This is a genomic window from Acinetobacter sp. 766875 (assembly GCF_000582055.1).
GTDB classification, from domain to species: domain Bacteria; phylum Pseudomonadota; class Gammaproteobacteria; order Pseudomonadales; family Moraxellaceae; genus Acinetobacter; species Acinetobacter nosocomialis.
Map to the genome: position 1 here is coordinate 23,552 of NZ_JEXX01000028.1, position 19,263 is coordinate 42,814.

General features: G+C 36.2%; 19 protein-coding genes. 12 read left to right on the forward strand and 7 right to left on the reverse strand.

Features of this window, described 5'->3' with window-relative positions; translation table 11 throughout:
• The first annotated feature begins 83 nt into the window (after positions 1-83).
• A complete protein-coding gene (locus J576_RS17430) occupies positions 84-2,213 on the forward strand; it encodes a DNA polymerase III subunit gamma/tau (protein ID WP_033855704.1) in 2,130 nt (709 codons plus the stop codon).
• Positions 2,214-2,337: 124 nt separating this feature from the next.
• Here the strand turns inward: J576_RS17430 and J576_RS20245 are convergent, their stop codons facing one another.
• Entirely contained in the window at positions 2,338-2,496 is a 159-nt protein-coding gene (locus tag J576_RS20245; protein WP_002053611.1) for a hypothetical protein, read from the reverse strand.
• Positions 2,497-2,538: 42 nt separating this feature from the next.
• On the opposite strand from J576_RS20245, the gene J576_RS17435 reads away from it, so the two are divergent.
• Complete coding sequence (locus tag J576_RS17435) at positions 2,539-4,767, forward strand: phosphocholine-specific phospholipase C (protein WP_033855705.1); 2,229 nt, start codon at positions 2,539-2,541, stop codon at positions 4,765-4,767.
• A gap of 49 nt (positions 4,768-4,816) precedes the next feature.
• Here the strand turns inward: J576_RS17435 and J576_RS17440 are convergent, their stop codons facing one another.
• The gene (locus tag J576_RS17440) at positions 4,817-5,251 is read right to left on the reverse strand and encodes an acyl-CoA thioesterase (RefSeq protein WP_002053618.1); all 435 of its coding nucleotides are present in this window, start codon (positions 5,249-5,251) and stop codon (positions 4,817-4,819) included.
• Entirely contained in the window at positions 5,251-6,408 is a 1,158-nt protein-coding gene (locus J576_RS17445; protein ID WP_002053664.1) for an iron-containing alcohol dehydrogenase, read from the reverse strand. The genes J576_RS17440 and J576_RS17445 overlap by 1 nt, the downstream gene beginning before the upstream one ends.
• A gap of 294 nt (positions 6,409-6,702) precedes the next feature.
• On the opposite strand from J576_RS17445, the gene J576_RS17450 reads away from it, so the two are divergent.
• Positions 6,703-7,062, forward strand: a complete 360-nt coding sequence (locus J576_RS17450; RefSeq protein WP_002049049.1) for a YcgJ family protein — start codon at positions 6,703-6,705, stop codon at positions 7,060-7,062.
• A gap of 281 nt (positions 7,063-7,343) precedes the next feature.
• A complete protein-coding gene (locus J576_RS17455; protein WP_002052100.1) occupies positions 7,344-7,886 on the forward strand; it encodes a cysteine hydrolase family protein in 543 nt (180 codons plus the stop codon).
• Positions 7,887-8,087: 201 nt separating this feature from the next.
• On the opposite strand, the gene J576_RS17460 is transcribed toward J576_RS17455, so the two are convergent.
• Positions 8,088-8,561 (reverse strand): winged helix-turn-helix transcriptional regulator, encoded by a 474-nt coding sequence (locus J576_RS17460; RefSeq protein WP_002052120.1) that lies wholly within the window; start codon positions 8,559-8,561, stop codon positions 8,088-8,090.
• 62 nt (positions 8,562-8,623) lie between these two features.
• Between J576_RS17460 and J576_RS17465 the strand changes: the two genes are divergently transcribed.
• From J576_RS17465 to J576_RS17485, 5 genes are all read left to right on the forward strand, one after another.
• Positions 8,624-8,851, forward strand: coding sequence for a tautomerase family protein (locus J576_RS17465; RefSeq protein ID WP_002052114.1), 228 nt, complete (start codon positions 8,624-8,626; stop codon positions 8,849-8,851).
• A gap of 302 nt (positions 8,852-9,153) precedes the next feature.
• Positions 9,154-9,657: a low molecular weight protein-tyrosine-phosphatase gene (locus J576_RS17470; protein WP_002052119.1), complete on the forward strand. Its 504-nt coding sequence runs from the start codon at positions 9,154-9,156 to the stop codon at positions 9,655-9,657.
• 19 nt (positions 9,658-9,676) lie between these two features.
• Positions 9,677-10,711: a UDP-N-acetylmuramate dehydrogenase gene (murB, locus tag J576_RS17475; RefSeq protein ID WP_002052088.1), complete on the forward strand. Its 1,035-nt coding sequence runs from the start codon at positions 9,677-9,679 to the stop codon at positions 10,709-10,711.
• Between the two features lie 4 nt (positions 10,712-10,715).
• Positions 10,716-11,846 (forward strand): YdcF family protein, encoded by a 1,131-nt coding sequence (locus tag J576_RS17480; protein ID WP_002052109.1) that lies wholly within the window; start codon positions 10,716-10,718, stop codon positions 11,844-11,846.
• The gene (locus J576_RS17485) at positions 11,846-12,874 is read left to right on the forward strand and encodes an alpha/beta hydrolase (protein WP_002052112.1); all 1,029 of its coding nucleotides are present in this window, start codon (positions 11,846-11,848) and stop codon (positions 12,872-12,874) included. Before J576_RS17480 ends, J576_RS17485 begins: the two co-directional genes overlap by 1 nt.
• Before the next feature lie 60 nt (positions 12,875-12,934).
• On the opposite strand, the gene J576_RS17490 is transcribed toward J576_RS17485, so the two are convergent.
• From J576_RS17490 to J576_RS17500, 3 genes are all read right to left on the reverse strand, one after another.
• The gene (locus J576_RS17490; RefSeq protein WP_081400993.1) at positions 12,935-13,438 is read right to left on the reverse strand and encodes a hypothetical protein; all 504 of its coding nucleotides are present in this window, start codon (positions 13,436-13,438) and stop codon (positions 12,935-12,937) included.
• 56 nt (positions 13,439-13,494) lie between these two features.
• Positions 13,495-14,550, reverse strand: a complete 1,056-nt coding sequence (locus J576_RS17495) for a linear amide C-N hydrolase (RefSeq protein WP_002052123.1) — start codon at positions 14,548-14,550, stop codon at positions 13,495-13,497.
• Positions 14,551-14,760: 210 nt separating this feature from the next.
• Entirely contained in the window at positions 14,761-16,434 is a 1,674-nt protein-coding gene (locus J576_RS17500) for an FMN-binding glutamate synthase family protein (RefSeq protein ID WP_002052116.1), read from the reverse strand.
• A gap of 526 nt (positions 16,435-16,960) precedes the next feature.
• Between J576_RS17500 and J576_RS17505 the strand changes: the two genes are divergently transcribed.
• The 3 genes from J576_RS17505 (at position 16,961) to J576_RS17515 (ending at position 19,256) form a co-directional block, all read left to right on the forward strand.
• Complete coding sequence (locus J576_RS17505) at positions 16,961-17,392, forward strand: hypothetical protein (protein WP_002052103.1); 432 nt, start codon at positions 16,961-16,963, stop codon at positions 17,390-17,392.
• Between the two features lie 534 nt (positions 17,393-17,926).
• Positions 17,927-18,457 (forward strand): Csu type fimbrial protein, encoded by a 531-nt coding sequence (locus J576_RS17510; RefSeq protein WP_002052096.1) that lies wholly within the window; start codon positions 17,927-17,929, stop codon positions 18,455-18,457.
• A gap of 91 nt (positions 18,458-18,548) precedes the next feature.
• Positions 18,549-19,256 (forward strand): fimbrial biogenesis chaperone, encoded by a 708-nt coding sequence (locus J576_RS17515; RefSeq protein ID WP_002052098.1) that lies wholly within the window; start codon positions 18,549-18,551, stop codon positions 19,254-19,256.
• The last annotated feature ends 7 nt before the right edge of the window (positions 19,257-19,263 follow it).

Genomic DNA, 19,263 nt, shown 5'->3' on the forward strand with positions numbered 1-19,263 from the left:
AGTTTATCTGTACGGATATGAGCTTTATGCGTTCACACTCTTTTAAAAACAAAGTATGCTTATGCCTGTAACAAGGAGCATACATGTATCAAGTACTTGCTAGAAAATACCGTCCACGTAATTTCAATGAGTTAGTGGGACAAAACCATGTTTCTCGTGCATTAAGTAGTGCATTGGAACGCGGTCGTCTTCACCATGCTTATTTATTTACAGGAACGCGTGGTGTAGGTAAAACTACAATCGCCCGTATTTTAGCCAAGTGTTTGAACTGTGAAACAGGTGTGACTGCTACACCATGTGAAGTCTGTGCAACCTGCAAGGCGGTAAATGAAGGCCGTTTTATTGATTTAATCGAAATTGATGCTGCTTCAAGAACAAAAGTAGAAGATACGCGTGAACTTTTAGATAATGTTCCTTATGCGCCAACGCAAGGTCGTTTTAAAGTTTATCTGATTGACGAAGTACATATGCTTTCTACGCATTCTTTTAATGCGTTATTAAAAACACTAGAAGAACCACCAGAACACGTTAAATTTCTGTTTGCAACGACTGATCCGCAAAAGCTACCAATTACGGTTATTTCACGTTGTTTACAATTTACTTTAAGACCTTTAGCGGTAGATGAAATTACCAAACACCTTGGCGCTATTCTTGAAAAAGAACAGATTATTGCTGATCAAGATGCAATTTGGCAAATTGCTGAATCTGCTCAGGGTTCACTGCGTGATGCGCTATCTTTAACTGATCAAGCTATAGCTTATGGCCAGGGTTCTATACATCACCAAGATGTGAAAGAAATGCTTGGCTTGATTGACCGTACGATCATTTATGATTTGATTTTAGCGGTTCATCAAAACCAACGTGAAAAAGTGAGTCAGTTATTACTCCAATTTAGATATCAAGCCTTAGATGTATCGTTAGTGCTCGATCAGCTCATTTCAACATTACATGAGTTAGCTTTATTACAGTATTTACCAGAGCTTGGCTTAAAGTATAGTGAAGAAATTAATGCCAAAATTCTTCAACTTTCTAAGTTAATTTCTGCTCAAGATTTGCAGCTTTACTACCAAATCGCATGTAAAGGCCGTTCAGACTTGCAACTTGCCGTAACGCAAGAGCAAGGTTTCGAAATGTGCATTTTACGCTTGTTGGCTTTCCGTCCTTTAGCACCAAATGAAATTTTAGTTTCAGAGCCTGTTCAACAAAATGAGCAAGCAGTGGTAGGGCTAAATCAACAAGTTCAGCAAACTGCTCAGGAGATTACACCTGTAAGTACTGTTCAGCCTGTTGAAGTTATTAGCCAACCCGCTATGGTTGAACCTGAACCTGAACCTGAACCTGAACCTGAACCTGAACCTGAACCTGAACCTGAACCTGAACCTGAACCTGAACCTGAACCTGAACCTGAACCTGAACCTGAACCACAGTCTAATCAGGATTTAATGGTATTTGACCCAAATCATCATGAGCTGATTGGGCTTGAGTCAGTACCTGTTCAAGAAACGATTAGTGTTCTAGAGGAAGATTTTATTCCGGTACCAGAACAAAAGGCAGTACATGTTCAGGCTGAAATCCAAACCAAACAAACTGAACCTGAGCCAACATTTACTGCTGAGCCGCAAGGTTTGTTTGAAACATCTGATACTGAGTTTTCTCTGGATCAAGATGCACCTGTAACTCATGATTTGGTTTCTGAGCCTGTTATTGAGCAGCAAACATTGGTGCAAGCCGAAGTGGTTGTTGAAACTGCTACAGTTATCAAAGAGTCTAGTGCAACTGATAACGCGCAATTGATGCCTCAGGATATTTTGAAGCTTTCTGCTCAAGTTTTAGAAGGCGAGTGGACACTTGAAAAGTGGGAATATTGGTTTAGAAATAGTCAGCTTTCCCCAGCCGTTCAAGAACTTGCTCAACATGGTGTGATGACTGGTGAAATTGGAGGCAATACGATTTTCCATATTCCTCAAGAATATGAAAATATGTTAACCCAATTACAGCAAGGCCTAATTGACGCTTTAAAGCAACAATGGGCAGATACACAGTTTACAGTTGAATATGGTGCAGTTCATACATCTACACCTTATGTTATGCAAAGCATTCGTAAAGAAAAAGCTTTCCATAGAGCGACAGAGCTATTACAGCAACAACCCGTTATTAAAAGCCTTATAGAGACTTTTGATGGTGAGTTACAAAATATTCAATTAAAGCCTTAATTCCAATTGAGTTTTGATTTGGTGAAAAATATGTAAATGATAGAATTTTCATATTTTTCATTGGATTGAAATATTCAGGTCACGCCACTGTCATTGTACTTTTCTATGTTAGCCATTTTAGATTTTAAAATGGACTATATATCGTCATGAAAAGGCAATGTACGGGAATAACTTCCTTTAAATATTCATATTTCTTACTAATCGGTGCACTCTTACTGAGTGGTTGTAACGACTCGGCAAATGATAATTCGAATACACCCGACACAGGTAAAAAGCCTGTCATGCGCTGTGCTCCATAAACTTAAATAATAAAAAGAATTTGATCATGATTACACGTCGTAAATTTTTAAATTACTCTTTAAATATGGGCTTTGGTGCTGCAGCGTTGGCGGCTTTCCCATCAAGTATTCGAAAGGCTCTAGCAATTCCTGCAAATAATAAAACGGGCACCATTCAAGATATTGAGCACGTTATTATTTTGATGCAGGAAAACCGATCTTTTGATCATTACTTTGGTACGTTAAAAGGCGTTCGAGGTTTTGCTGACCGCTTTACAATTCCTTTGCCAAATGGTCGTAAGGTTTGGGAGCAGCTTAGACGCAATGGGCAAGTTTTAACGCCTTTTCATTTAGACGGTACAGCCAATAATGCACAGCGCGCAGATGGTACGCCGCATACGTGGAATGATAGTCAGTTGGCTTGGGACAATGGCCGTATGGCGAACTGGCCAACCCATAAAACTGATATATCCATGGGCTATTTTAAAGAAAAAGAAATTCCATATCAGTTTGCACTTGCCAATGCCTTTACGATTTGTGATGCCTACCATTGTTCCATGCACACTGGAACAGATGCGAACCGATCTTTTCATTTAACCGGTACCAATGGGGCAACGCCGACTAAGCGTTCATTTGTAAATAACGAATGGGACTGGATTGATGGTAATCCCGCTACGGCAGACCGTGGTTACACTTGGAAAACTTATGGCGAAAGATTAGAAGAAGCAGGTGTTAGCTGGATTTGCTATCAAAATATGCCAGATGAATGGGGCGATAATATGTTGGGTGCGTTCCGTTCTTTTAGAAAGGCCAACATTGCATCCGGTTATCCCGTTTCAAGCGGTGGAGAGCCGAATAAACCGTATGCCGATACGGGTCAAAAACTACCGTATAAAGCCTATGATGCGGCTACTGATAATGCCAAAAATCCACTATATAAAGGCATTGCCAATACGCTACCGGGCAATAAACCAGAAGAGTATCTTGACGCTTTTAAAAGAGACATTCGTGAAGGGAAGTTACCTCAAGTTTCTTGGATTAATGCGCCATCAATTTACTGTGAACATCCGGACCCTTCAAGTCCGGTTCAAGGAGCTTGGTTTATTCAAGAAATTATTGATGCATTAACTGCTGTACCAGAGGTGTGGAGTAAAACAGCACTACTTATTAACTTCGATGAAAATGATGGTTACTTTGACCATATGCCATCACCATCTGCTCCATCACGACTTGCAAATGGACAATATGCTGGTAAATCAACATTAAGTAGTGCTGATATGCAGGATGAATATTTTGATCATGCTGCGCCTGAAGGAAGCCATTCTCAGCCTACACCTGATGGACGTGTTTATGGTCCGGGCCCGCGTGTTCCTTTGTATGTGATTTCTCCATGGAGCCGTGGGGGTTGGGTAAACTCGCAAGTGTTTGACCATACGTCCGTGCTCATGTTCTTAGAAAAACGTTTTGGTGTAAAAGAACCGAATATCAGTCCATACCGCCGTGCAGTGTGTGGTGATTTGACCAGTGCATTTAACTTTAAAACACCAAATGCAGATGTTTTACCGCAGCTTAATGGTAAGCAAACCCGTGTGCAGGCAGATGCGCTAAGGGAAAATCAAGAAGCTTTGCCAGCTGTTCCCGTACCAACTGACATTAAATTACCAATTCAGCAAAGTGGCATACGTCTGTCGCGTGCGCTACCTTATGAGTTGCATACCAGTGCACGTTGTAGCATTGATGGCAAAGTGCAATTAATTTTTTCTAATACAGGTACGCAAGCAGCGGTTTTTCATGTTTATGACAAACTTAACTTAGACCGTATTCCAAAGCGGTATATTGTCGAGCCGAATAAAACACTAGATGATGAATGGGATGCTTTAAAAGATAACTTAGGCCGTTATGACCTATGGGTACTTGGTCCAAATGGCTACCATCGTCATTTTAAAGGGGATACTCAACGTATTATCGATAGTGGTGTTAAACCTGAAATTCGAGTGTGCTATGACATCGCGAATGGTGATGTTTATGTCGAACTCATGAATGAGGGAACCAAGGATACAATACTGACGGTAAAACCTTGTGCATATCGACAAGATGCGCCATTACAACTGACCGTAAAAGCGGGACAAGTGGTTAAGCAACATTGGTCGTTGGCTGATGTTGGGCATTGGTATGATTTTGAAGTTATGAGCCAAAGTGATCCGTATTTTTACCGACGTTTTGCTGGCCGAGTCGAAACAGGGGAAGACTCTTTTAGTGATCCTGCAATGATGTAAGTTAAGACGAGGCAAAAAGAGCAAATTATTTTCTTTTTGGCTCATCTTTTTATAATAAAAAATTATCTAAAACTTCACGAACTGACTCGGAAATTGGCACAGTCTTGCGTGTTTCGCGATCAACAAACACATGCACAAAATGTCCTTGAGCTGACGCTTGGTCTTGACCTTGTTTAAAGATTGCCAATTCATAGCGTAAAGATGTTGTACCAATTTTACCAATCGCTACACCTACTTGAATAACTTCTGGAAATGATAACTCTTGAAAAAAGCTACAAGCTGAGTCGACGACTAAACCAATTGATTTTGCTTCATGAATATCAAAACCTGTTTTCTGGATGAGTAAAGCATTGGCAGCCGTATCGAAGTAGCTATAGTAAGTCACATTATTTACATGACCGTAAATATCATTATCGGCCCAGCGAGTTTGAATATCTAAAAAGAATTTAAATTGATCACGAGTTTTTAAAACGGGTTTAGTCATTAATAAATCGCCTGATAAATTGCTAAAGCAGCGGCTTCTGTCATATCACGTGGATTATTTTGTAGTAAGCGGGTTTGCAACATGGCATCTTGAGCAAGTCTTGGTAAGCTAGACTCTTCAATACCCAAATCACTAAGTTTTAAAGTCAAACCGCTACGGTCTAAGTGATTTTGCATATGGTCAATAAACAGATCACATAACCCATCGGTGCTGCCATTACTATATGGATCTAGCCATTGCATAAGTTCTGCATAGTATTTTTTTGCATTCGGCGCATTAAATTTTAAAACTTCAACCAGCACTAAAGCATTGGTATGTCCATGCGATAAATGAAAATGTCCACCCAGTGGGTAAGCTAGAGCATGCACAGCTGCAACAGGTGAGTTAGCAAATGCCTGACCTGCAAGCATTGAGCCGAACAGCATGTTCTGGCGTGATTCTAAATCATTACCATCTTTAAGAACTTTCGGTAAATTATGGTTCAATAATTTCAGTGCATGTTTGGCTAAAATATCGGTATAAACATTTTTTTTGTGTTTAGAAGTATATGCCTCAATGGCATGGACCATAGCATCGATACCAGTTGCAGCGGTAATATGTGCTGGAAGGTTTTGAGTAAAAGTTGCGTCAAGAATTGCTGTATCAGCATATAGTACTGGGGAAACAATCCCCATTTTTGTTGTCTCGCCAGTAGTTACAATTGAGATAGGCGTTACTTCTGAACCTGTGCCCGCAGTAGTAGGAATCAATATAAGTGGTAGGCGAGTGGTGGTTACTTGGTTTACGCCATACATCTCTTGCAAACTTTGAGTTTGATCAGGATGCGAGAGCAAAGCGATTACTTTTGCCACATCCAAAGAGCTACCACCTCCAAAACCAATAATGACATCTACATTTTGCTGTTTTGCATAATTGGCCGCATCTAAAACGACTTGTTCTGGCGGATCAGCCTGCACATCTGCATAAATGACATATTCTATATTGAGGGTATCTAAAATTTGCAGGATGGGACGGTGTAATTGGTTTTTAACCATACCAGCATCTGTGACTAGCAATAACTTACGGTAAGATTTTGAAGACAAAACATTCTGTAATTCTTGTATAGAGCCTAAGCCAGAGATGATATTTGGAACAGTTTGAAATTGAAAATGGCTCATATACATTATTTCCTTATTCTTGAAAATTATTGTTGAACGGTTCTATTCAATCTTTAAGTAACTTAGCATAAGACGCTTTAAAATAAAGTAGTTCTGAGGCAATTATGTTGAGGGTTGTATGAGGTGAGCACTGTTTGTATGTGCTCGAAGAGGAATATTTAACAGGTGTACAAGTTATTTAAAAGGCCATTGAACCGTGGGCTTTTTGTTATTTGTGGCCTTGTGTAGATTTTCGAGCAGGCTAGTAATTTTATATAATGTCTTAACAATTTATAATTTTATTTGGTTCTAAAAATGAAAATTTCTAAAACTTTACTTAGTGTTATTGGATGTACTTGCTTCATGCTTAGCTCTGCAGCGATGGCGAAAACTAACTCTGGTGTATATTCACCTCAAAAGGGTGTCATTTGTGATAAATACATTTGTGCGGATAAAAAAGGCGTCTCTAAAAAACTTACAGCTAAATATTTAGGTCCTTATAAAGCGAATAAAGCTTTCTCTCAAGGCGATTTTGATACTTCAGCATTTACATTCTCAAATGGTGTGTTTTGTGATACCAAAACAAAGCTATGTCATGTCGATCGATACTTTCAAAATGGGCATCGTAGCAAAATTGATAAAAATATGACTGATAAATTATTCAAAAATAAATAATTTTCCTGTATTAAATAAGGTTTGACTAAAACGATCAATAACTTAAAAGACAAAATTTTGTGTTTTAAGAAAAAATTATGCTATGTTTAAATACGCTTTAATGATGAGCAAGTTTAATTCATGAACTGTTTACCAAAAAAAATCAATACCACCACCACGACCTTTAAAAAAGGCTGCGTGTGATTTTTTATTAGAGCAACTTAATAAGATACCCCAACCCAGCCAATAATGGCTGGGTTTATTTTTCTCTGCTCATTATTGGCTTTTTTAAGAGAAAGATTATGGACCAAAGTTATAACTCAAAATCAGTTTTACTCATCATTGATATGCAAAATGGACTATTCAAAGCAAAGTCGACGCCATATAACCATCAATTTGTACTTTCAAATATTCTTAAGTTGATTAATTATCACCGTTCCAATAACAAGCCAATTATTTTTGTCCGTCATGTTGGCGAAAAAGATACGCCTTTAGATCCCGATAGTCTAACTACTCAGTTGATAACAGAGTTATCTTGCAATCCAGATAAAGATATTGTCATTGAGAAAATCTACCCGAGCAGTTTCAAGCATACTGTCTTAAAAGAACTATTAGAGAAACTTGATATTGATGAAATCATAGTGACTGGGATGAAAACGGAATATTGTATAGATGCGACTATTAGAGCTGCTTCAGAGTTTGGATACAAAGTAACTTTAATCTCTGATGCCCATACAACATTTGATTCTACGGTTTTAGATGCGCAGCACATAATTGATCATCATAACCAAGTTTTAAACAATGCTTTTGCTAAGGTAAAAACTACTGAAGAGTTTTTCCATTAAATAATGATTATTAGCTATTGGTAGGGTTTTAATTGTTAAGTATTTCTGTAAAATTGAGATGTTGCCTTAAACAACAATAAACCTTAATGATCAGCGCAAAGTCATAAGGGGAAGCCTACTTGAAAGAGTAGGCTTTTTTTATATTATCTATAAATATCTTTGGTTTAGGCTTAAACATAAAAGAGGGGGACATACAAAAATTTATTTCTTATGGCTACGATGAGTTAGTTTCAGTTCCAAATGATTAAAATCTATAACTTGGTCAGATGAATCAACAAGTTTCAATTTGAGTTCATCATCTGAATTTTTCTTAAAAACTTTAACGACATCCCGATCTGCTTCAATAAAATTACCGCCAGATTCAAGCATAGCAAGCAAAACAATATTTAGGCTTTTACCTTTTTTGGTAAGTAAATATTCTTTACGTTCCCTTACACCTATTTCTTTATAAATAGATAACTCAAATATTTCTAATTCAATAAGATGTTTGAGACGATTAGATAAAATTTGTTTTGATATTCCTGTATTTACTAAAAAATCATTAAATTTTGTTACTCCATAGAAAGCTTCTCTTAACAAGAGGATTGTCCATCTGTCATTCATTATTTCAGTAATTTTAAAGATTCCACATACATCTGCGGGAAATTTATGGTCTGGAATAATTTGATTTGACATTAGAGGAAGCTCCAATTAGGATGGGTCTATAATTTAGACCTAGAATTAATTCAGGTAGCATTATGCCATTTATAAATATACAAACTATAGAAGGTTTACTCGATAAAGACAGTAAGGCCGAACTTTTTAAACGGATAACAGACTTATTTGTAGAAATAGAGGGTAAGGGTAATCCTGCTTTTCGAGAGCATGTTTGGATAAGAATTGATGAATATCCACCTGAACAGTGGCAATTAGGTAGCTTAAGTCCAACAAAACAAATGATTGAGTTAATGACTGCATCTAAGTGATTTATTTAAAGCCCTATGAGTAGGGCTTTTATAATTGAGTATGGTTTTGCTGAAAATATATTTAGCGTATCTAATGAAAATAAAAATACAAGTTTAGCTACTTTATCGACTGATTTATCAACTTTTAATCTATTGATAAACATTATTTTCCTTTTCAAGCCATCTGAGTTTTGACAAAATGCAACATGTCACAATGGTCAACTCAAACCTGACAACAATTGATAGTTTAGTCAGGGTTTTGCAAGATTTTACGTGCAAAATACTTATTCATATGTAATTCAAGTGGTTGGAATAAATTTCTAATGGAAACGCAGTATAAGGTGTTATGTGTCTGTTTAGGAAATATCTGCCGTTCTCCCACGGCTGAAGTTGTTTTCAGACATTATTGTGATAAACATCAACTCAATGTCATTGTCGATTCAGCTGGAACGAGCAATTATCATCCAAATAAAGCACCAGATCAGCGTAGCCAACTGCATGCGAAGAAAAGAGGCTATGACTTATCATCTTTACGTGCCAGACAACTTTCAACTCAAGACTTTTTAGATTTTGATTTGATTTTGGCAATGGATCATCAGAACTTTGAAGATATTCATGATTTGCTACAAAGCGCTATCTTTCAATTTGGTAGCCATCAAATTCGAGCAAAAGTCGCATTAATGAGTGAACATGATCCCCAATATCCAAAGCAAGCTTTGCCTGATCCTTACTATGGTGGTGATGATGGCTTCGAGCGTGTACTTGACCAATGTGAATCGAGTACTCTCGCATGGATTAATGTTTTGAAAAAACAATTGAAAGTTTAAGAATAGGTTTATCAATACAATGCAAATTCAAAATCAAGTACAGCTTAAGCCATTCAATACTTTAAGTTTAGATGTAACAGCTTCTCATTATACTAAGATTACATCTGTTGAAGATATTAAAGAAGCTTTGGATTTTGCTAAACAGCATGAGCTAAATGTACTTGTTTTATCTGGCGGTAGTAATATGTTGCTGCCACAGCAAATTAATGCGTTAGTCATTCACCTTGATATTCAAGGTATACAAGTTTTATCAGAAGATCAGAATTTTGTTCGTGTCAAAGTAGGTGCAGGACAGGTTTGGCACGATTTTGTTTTATATAGTACACAGCAGAACTGGTTTGGTTTACAAAATTTAGCCCTTATTCCTGGCTTGGTGGGTGCTTCACCAGTACAAAACATTGGTGCCTATGGCGTTGAAGTTGGTGAGTTTATTGAGTCAGTACAGGTCTATGACCGTAAACTTGGAGAGACACAATCAATTTTAGCGGCCGACTGTCATTTTTCTTATAGACATAGCATTTTTAAAGATGATCCGACGCGTTACATCATCACGCATGTCACCTTTAAATTACTCAAGCAACCTCATTTAAAGTTGAATTATGGTGATTTAAAGGAAGCCGTTGGAGACAATCTCACTGCTGAAAATTTACAAAATCAGGTCATCCGTATTCGTCAAAGTAAATTACCTGATCCAAAAGAATATCCAAATGTAGGAAGCTTCTTTAAAAACCCGATTGTAAGTGCTCAAGAATTTGAACGCTTAATCACACAATTTTCAACAATTCCACATTATCCTCAAGCCAACGGTAACGTTAAAATTGCAGCGGGTTGGTTAATTGATCAAGCAGGTTGGAAAGGTAAACAACTTGGTGTGGTGGGGATGTTTCATAAACAAGCCTTGGTTTTGGTGAATTATGCCAATGCATCTCTTGCTGATGTAAAGAAAACTTATCAAGCTGTACAACACGATGTTGATCAGCGTTTCCATGTTATGTTAGAACCAGAACCTGTGCTTTATAACAGTTTAGGTTTAATTGAAAATCATACGGAATAGTTCTATGCCAAAAGTACACTTGATGGTACGTTTTGTACAAGTAGTTACTGTGCTATTTGTACTATTGGGCTGTTTCGTGGTTTTTCTATATTCGCCATTTTATTCAAAACTTATTGTAGCTGGACTTAACTATTTTGTTCCAGTAGATGTGAATGAAGTGGCAGCGGAAAGCCAGCGAAAAGCTGCATTAAGTGAACATGATAACTTAGAGCCTGGTTCAAACTTATGGATTGCTCGTCAGGCTTATTTAAAGCTTACCGAAGATGCTATACGTGAAAAAAAGACAGCAGACTTGGGCTACATACAAGAAAACTATAAAGCTTTGCAGCAAATTATTCTTTTAGAAGAAAAAGAACAAGAGATGGAAGAAGAGGAAGAAACTTCAGCTGTAAGTGTTCCATTAGTCGCGAAAAACTCAGAAATTGATGCAGCTGATGAAACAAGTAGCCCTATAGATGAAGCGCTTTTTATTAACAGTTCTGAAAACAAGGCTCTTACTGAACAATATACCGAGTTTTTAGCAAGAAAACCTGTAGTACCTGAACATCAAAAAGCGGTAAGTGAGCCTGAGCAAAAAGTTGAATATGTCCGTAAAAATCCTCTGCCAACTCAACCTAAAAAGTTAACAGAACCGTATGCTATTGTAGTACTAGGTGGCGGTTTAACTTTAGATAAAAATGGCAAAGATATTGTAGTTAATAGTTATACCCGCTTAAGACTAGAGAAAACGTTAGAAGTTGAAAAGCAAAACCATCTACCAATTGTATTAAGTGGTGTTGAAGCACCATATATGCAAGCATGGTTAAAAAAACGTGGTGTCGATGCAAAATTATTAGAACAAAGAAGTATGAATACTTGTGAAAATACTCGTTTTAGTTCATTACTGCTTCAAAAGAAAGGCGGTGCGCCTACAGTAATGTTAGTTACAGATGAATATCATATGCCGCGTACGCGCCGTTTATTTGCTCTGAATGGTATCGAAACGATTCCAGTTATTGCCCCTATGCCAACACCGCTTACACGTTGGCAACCGAGTATACAAAACTACGATCATAGTCGTCGTGCAAATTATGAATTACTTGCGACAATTCGTGACATGTTATTTGGTTCAAGTGATTGTCGAGAGGTGCCTTAATGTCTGAGATTCCATTTCTCAATCCTGCCGTATTAAAACAATTAGATTTACCGGTACCTAACCGTGATCTCACTCCACAAGTTTTAAGTCCACTCAATTTAAATACATTAGAAGAGCCTTCTCGTGAACTTTTAGCATACCGCAAATTATACGGTTTGCATTTACTCGACTGTGACCATTGGCAAGGCTATGTTCAAATGCCTTTATTTCGTCTGCATGTCCAAGTTTTTAAGCCTAAATTAGACAAAGTACAGGGGACTGTATGTTTGTTGCATGGCTATCTTGAACATAGCGGGATTTATCAACCTATTATCCGTGAAATTCTTGAACAAGGCTTCAGTGTAATTACTTATGATTTACCTGGTCATGGTTTAAGTAATGGTTCACCTGCAAGTATTCAAAATTTTGATCATTACCAGCAAGTTCTAATGGCGGTTTATCAGTATGTCAAACATGCAGATCAGTTACCAAAACCGTGGGTGGGTATCGGCCAAAGTACGGGTGGAGCAATCTGGATGCATCACTTGCTCGAGTATGCTGAAAAAAGACAAGATCCAATTGTTGATAGAGTTTTGCTACTTTCACCTTTAATTCGACCAGCTAAAACAGCATGGTGGCATAATCCAGTGGGACTGGGCATTATTCGTCGTATTAAACGCCAAGTACCAAGACACTTTAGACGTAACAATCATAATCCTGAATTTTTACGTTTTGTTCGTTTAAAAGATCCATTACAACCACGCATGATGGGGATGGACTGGATTTTAGCAATGTCAAAATGGATGCAAGAAATGGAAGAGCGTCCAGCTTGTCGTATTCCTGTTTGGTTAGCACAAGGGGCATTAGACCAAACGGTAGACTGGCGCTATAACATTGAGTTTATTCGCCGTAAATTTAGACTTCAAACCTTGTTAATGCTTGAAGAGGGGTCTCATCAATTAATTAATGAACGTGCAGATATACGTGCAGCTTTAACTGGTTTAATTCCAGCCTTTTTACATGCTAAGCCAAAGCATTTTTATTATTAAAAAAATAATGCACTCACTCTAGTCAATAGATTGAGTGCATCAGTTAATCAAATCAGATGATTATTTTAAACTTTGATAAAGTTCTACGAAATTTTTATACACTGAAGATTGTTTCTGCGGTGAATACATATTTCGCTCAATAATACCTTTATCAGTCTTAACTAACACATTAATGTTTTTTGCATTTTTAAATTCCTGTAAGAACTGACTTGGAATAATAAAGTACGTGGTCGAGTGTTTAGGAACAAATCTGCTAACAGTAGTTTTCTCAGTGGCTTGAGCTGGGTTATAGCTAAATTGTTTTCCATCAATATCAAATACTAATGAATTAATATCATAGAAGTTATAACTACTGCTTAAATGTACATCTACACGGACTTGGTTTTTCTGTTTTTCATCCCATTTAACAAGTAAGCTTGGACAAAGTTCTGTAGGTAGGCAATTGAGCTGACCCGCTGTTTTTAGCTCAGATGTTGCTGTCGTGGTAGTAGATTTATATGAGGTCGTGCTACAAGCTGTTGTAAGTAAACAAGTACCTAATAAAAATAGGGCTTTTTTCATAATGTAATTCCAAGAAAGCAGATATTATTTATCTTATAGGTGATAAATTTTACCCTTTATTAAAGAGTTTTTGGGCTTAAAAAAGCAAATGGTTTTGCAATTTTAAAATCAGAAGTCGCATCTCCAGCATAGATATGGCTCTGCTCGGGACCGAGATCCAGTCTACGGGTTTTACCATCTTTAAAATTTATTTTCTTCAAGTCCACCCAAAATACATTGGGGGATAAAGCGGATTCAAAAAAATAAAGCATCTGTTTATGGTCTGCAACAGTTCTCCAACGGGTCGATGAAATATTAGGCTCTTCTTGTGTATTTAATCCATATGGAACAGAGGCATTTCGAATAACGCTAAATACAGAAGCCTGAGCTTGTTTCATATCGTCGTTTTTTGGAATTGCATTAATATAAAATGATGCTCGTGCAAAACGGTCAGAAGCGCGGTTAGTACCAGGAAGCATAACGGTACCGCCGATTTGTTTCCAATATTCAGCAAGTGCAAGCTGTTTATCAAATGTAGGAGAGTTAGTCATGATTTGATAACTTCGGCTGTGATGAATCACTTGTTTTCCGCCAATATATTCAATGATTGCACTATCACCTGTTTTATCGGAAATAGACAGATGGAGTGTTGTGAGTCTTGATTCGCCAGGCACGCTGTCTGTCACGATAGTATAGGGGTCTTTTTCAAGAGCTTTAACGGCTTCTTCAACGGTGGCGAAATTATCGAGTACATACTGTGCCCAAGCTGCGATACTTAATAATGGTTTATTAGAATTTTTTACATCTGGATACTGAGATTCGACTAACCATAAGACATTAGCGACTAAACCAGCTTCATTCATTCCGTCGGTCGTAGAGACTTCATAACCTGTTGCAATAACGCTGCCATATTTAGAAGTCCATTTAATTGAATTTGGTCCTGCACTTCCATCACGAGCAACACCACTCGGTAAAATCCATAAATTTGTGCCAGTATCAACTTTCCAGTCCATTGAACGGGCTGTAATAATATGTTGATTGTTGCCTAAATATACCGCACGTGTACAAGCCGATGTATAGCTACTTAACCCTACAGCAAGAGCAATAAAAGTGGGAATGAATGTTTTTTTAAACATGAGTGAATACCTTCTTGTTATTACAGTTTGAGGATATTTATTTAATAAAATTAAAGCGTGTATATTATTTATACTTTTATAGTAGGTGAAAAATATATTAAATACAAACTAAAAGAAGAGGCTATTTAAAGCAAAAATCACATATAAATTTAAAATATGAGAGAGCATCACATTTTAAATATGATGCTCAAATTATTAAGTTAGTATGAATTAAAAATGATTGGCATCAGCCATATTCCACATACGATAATAAAAATTATCATCATCATTTTTTAGTTCAGATTGTAAAAGTTCTCCTTCTTTCAAGAAGAAATGTAATTGAGCATAGTTCTTGATTTCACGGTCATTGACTCGTTGAGCCAAATGATGGGCTTTAATATCTGAAGGATGACGTAAACCGGCAGCAGCAATCATTTCTGATAAAGCATGTAATGTATTTTTATGGAAATTAAATACGCGCTCTGCTTTGGTAGGTACATGGAGTGCTTTTTGACGATCTTTATCTTGGGTTGCTACACCTACAGGACATTGGTTGGTATGACAACTTTGCGCTTGAATACACCCAACTGCAAACATAAAACCGCGTGCTGAGTTAACCCAATCTGCACCTAATGCAAAAGTACTAGCAATATCAAATGCGCTAATAATTTTACCGCTTGCACCAATTTTAACTTGGTCTCTTAGTCCAGCACCTACAAGCGTGTTGTGTACAAAACGTAAGCCTTCACGTAAGGGAGTACCAATATAGTCACTAAACTCAATTGGTGCTGCACCAGTACCACCTTCAGAACCGTCTACCACAATAAAATCAGGCACAATTTTTGTTTCAAGCATTGCTTTTACAATACTCATAAACTGCCAAGGTTGCCCAATACATAGTTTAAAACCAACAGGTTTGCCGCCAGATAAAGTGCGTAACTTTTGCAAAAAGTGCATCATTTCAATTGGTGTGGAGAAGCTAGAATGTTTTGCTGGTGAAATACAGTCATGATCACGTGAAACACCACGAATTTCGGCAATTTCAGCAGTAATTTTATGCTTAGGTAAAATACCGCCATGCCCGGGTTTAGCACCTTGTGAAAGCTTTAACTCAATCATTTTGATTTGTGGCAATTGAGACTGTTTAGCAAACTTTTGTTCGTCAAATTTTCCATCTAAAGTTCGACAACCAAAATAGCCACTGGCAATTTGCCAGACAATATCACCACCATTTTCTAAATGATAAGGGCTGAGACTTCCTTCACCAGTGTCATGATAAAACCCACCCAACTGTGCACCTTTATTTAATGCACGTATTGCATTTGCACTTAAACTACCAAAGCTCATGGCAGAGATATTCATAATAGATGCACTATAGGGTTGAAGGCATTGTGCATTACCAATTTGAATACGAAAACTCTTAGGATCTGCTGGTGGGCATGGACTAATTGAGTGAACAATAAAGCGATAATCTTGTTGATAGACATCTATGATTGACCCGAAAGGTTTATCGGCATTTTCATTTTTTGCACGTTGATAAACTAAGCTTCTTTGCATACGCGAAAAAGGTAGAGCATCTTGATCGGCTTCAATAAAGTATTGGCGAATTTCTGGACGTATATCTTCAAATAAAAAACGAAAATGACCCATAATTGGGTAATTTCTTAAGATAGAGTGTCTATTTTGTAAGACGTCATATAAACCCAATAAGCTTAATGCACCAGTAACGACCCATAAACCATTGAGTAGAGTATCTGAAATAAAATAATAGATACTATGAGGCGTATATACGGTTCTAAACCATGTGATACTAAGTGCCGTAAAAATACACAAGAACCAGAGTGAATGGCGTGAAAAGAATGTATTGAGAAATTTATGTCGAATGATTTGTGCTGGACTCGCCATATGTGAACAAATTCCTAATGTTTTACTGGCACATACCTTGCCAAGAAGCAGCTTAAACTACAAGTAGGGAATTGTTAGCTATAAGAGCATATATCAATAGTAAATGATTATATTTAAGATTAAATTGAATAGAGTGTATTTAATTTTCTATAAGCTGGGGCGTAATAATTTTAAGATAAAGTTGGTTTTATAAATAATGAACTTTTATAATTATTGCTTTGATTATAAAATATATGAGAGTTTTTTATGGTTTAGATTTTTTAAATAAGCCTGCTATTACTTAAAAAGCTAGTTAATAAAAAAAATCTAAATAAATCTGGGAATTAATCTAAACAGTTTTTTAACTTTATAAATTTAATCAAGTCTGAAATTTGCTTGTATGAGTTTGATCAAAAATCTAGCTTTTAAGTTAATGGCTTTATGTTTTTTTAAACATTTTTTGATAGTATTTGTCAATTGAAAGGATATTTTCAATAGATTTTATTACAACTATATAGCATTCTAAAAAATCAAGTAAGGGTTTGAAATGAGCTGGAAATTTTTAACATTTTCTGTTTTTTTTACTGATATTTTTTTATTGTTTTTAATGTTCTATCTTGGCTATGACTTCGAAACTTTTAAAAAAGTAGCTTTAGCTGAAACTTTACTAGTTATTATTGCCCTAATATTTGATTCCATGGAACAAAAGAAGAAACCTATTTTTCCTGGTTGTATCGTCTATCCATTGTTGGGCATTTTATTCATTTTAGGATTTACACCTATTCTTGATTTTTTTGCAGAACGACCAAAAGGATTCCATAGTTGGGATATTAAAAATATGTGGATGATTAATGTAAATGAAGAAAATTATCAATTAAATAGACTTGCTTGGTATGGTAAAGCTTATGTACAACTGGGCTTTGCAATGGTAGGGGGAATTTTAGGATTCATTTTTCATTTAGTCTTTAGAAATACTTAAAGCATATTTATCTTTTTTGCTAAAGCTAGATGACATTTCTTACCTCAATTTTGGGAAAAGTGATTAAACCACCTTTCACTTCCTTAGAATTCTTATTCATAGAATATTATTTTCTTATTCATTTAAAATATATAGAACAAACAAAAGCTTAAATTTTGCTCTCCTAGTGGAAGGGAAATTTTAATAAATGATAAACTATAAAAAATGATGGTAAAATTTAACTAATGAAATTTTATGATTTTTTATTAAAACTAATAAAAAAGTGAATAAAATTACCGGAAATTTCTACAAAAAGTGGTATAGACCATATAAAAACACATAATTGAGAAATCCATCGGATTTTGAATTATTAATAGATATTTAAAATGAAACTAATATCAGTATTTTTGTTGTTTTTTTGTATGATGCGCCCACAGTAGAGTAAAAAAAAAGACGCTTTGAAAAAACAGTCAGAAAAGCTAGTGATTGGATTGGGGAAGGCTAGTTTTTACATCTATTAATTCTTATTGGCGTAATGTAAAAAGGTTTTCAATCATGAAAAAATCTCTCATCGGTTTAACAGCAATTGCTATGGGGTTAATGTCTATCAATGCCGCAAATGCTGCAACGGCTACAGGTACATTAACTGTTAAAGCAACAATTACAAATAGTTGTGTATTGAATACATCAGCTACGGGTACCACTGCTAATGCTGTTTTAGATTTTGGTACTTTAAGCTCTCTTGCTAGCAATGTAGATGCAGATACGACTACTACGGGCGGTACAGCTATTAAAGTGTTATGTAACAATACTGTGCCATGGACTTTAGCTTTTGATGCAGGCAAAAATGCTCAAACAACTCAACGCCGTATGATTGGCGGCGCAACAAGTAACGAATATATCCCTTATAACCTTTTCTCTGATACTAACCGTGCAACAGCAATCGGTATCTCAACAACAGCCTATAGTGGTACAGGTACTGGCGCAGTACAAACAGTGAACGTGTATGGCCGTATTCCTGCTGGCTCAACTTTGCCAAGTGCAGGTAGTTATGTTGATACTGTGACTGTGACTGTTACTTATTAATTTTAAATAAGTTCTATTCATTGTTGACGCTAGCTCTTATTTGAAAGAGCTACCTTAAGTTTAATTTGAGAAAAGTAATTCTGGGCAAATCATGAGAAAAAAAATCTTTGTTGCTACAAGTTTATTATTATTTTTGCCTAGTATGTTAAATGCTGCCTCAATACGTCTTTCTCCTGTAAATGTTGAAATATTGAGTGATCAGACTGCATCTTCAATTAGCTTGTATAACCAGTCAAATGAAAGTGCTGATTTACAGGTACGTATATTTGAATGGACCCAAAATGCTGGGCAAGATCAATTAATTCCTACAGATGATATTGCAATTAGCCCACCTTTTTTAAAATTAAAACCTAATGATTCTTATAATTTACGAGTAGTTAGAATTAAGCCGGAACCAATTTCTGGTGAAAAAACCTACCGTATTATTATTGATGAATTACCTAAGCCTATTGATAGCCGAAAAGCTTCTCAAGGTGTAAATGTATTGCTTCGCTTATCATTGCCTGTGTTTGTAGTCAATAAAGATGCGATGACTAAGCTGACTTGGTCAATACAACAAGAACAAAATAGTGCTTATCTTTCCATTAATAATATTGGCAATCGCCATGCACTGTTAAATAATTTAACGCTTGTAGATACTACTTCAAACAAAAGTTATCCGATTAAAGTAAATACCGTAAATGGTTATATTCTTTCCGGAAAATCAAGAAACTTTAATATTAGTTCTGATTTTAAATTTCAAGCTGATCATAAATATAATATTTCATTGAATATTAACGGTAAGCCAGCATCTCTTTAAAGAGGCA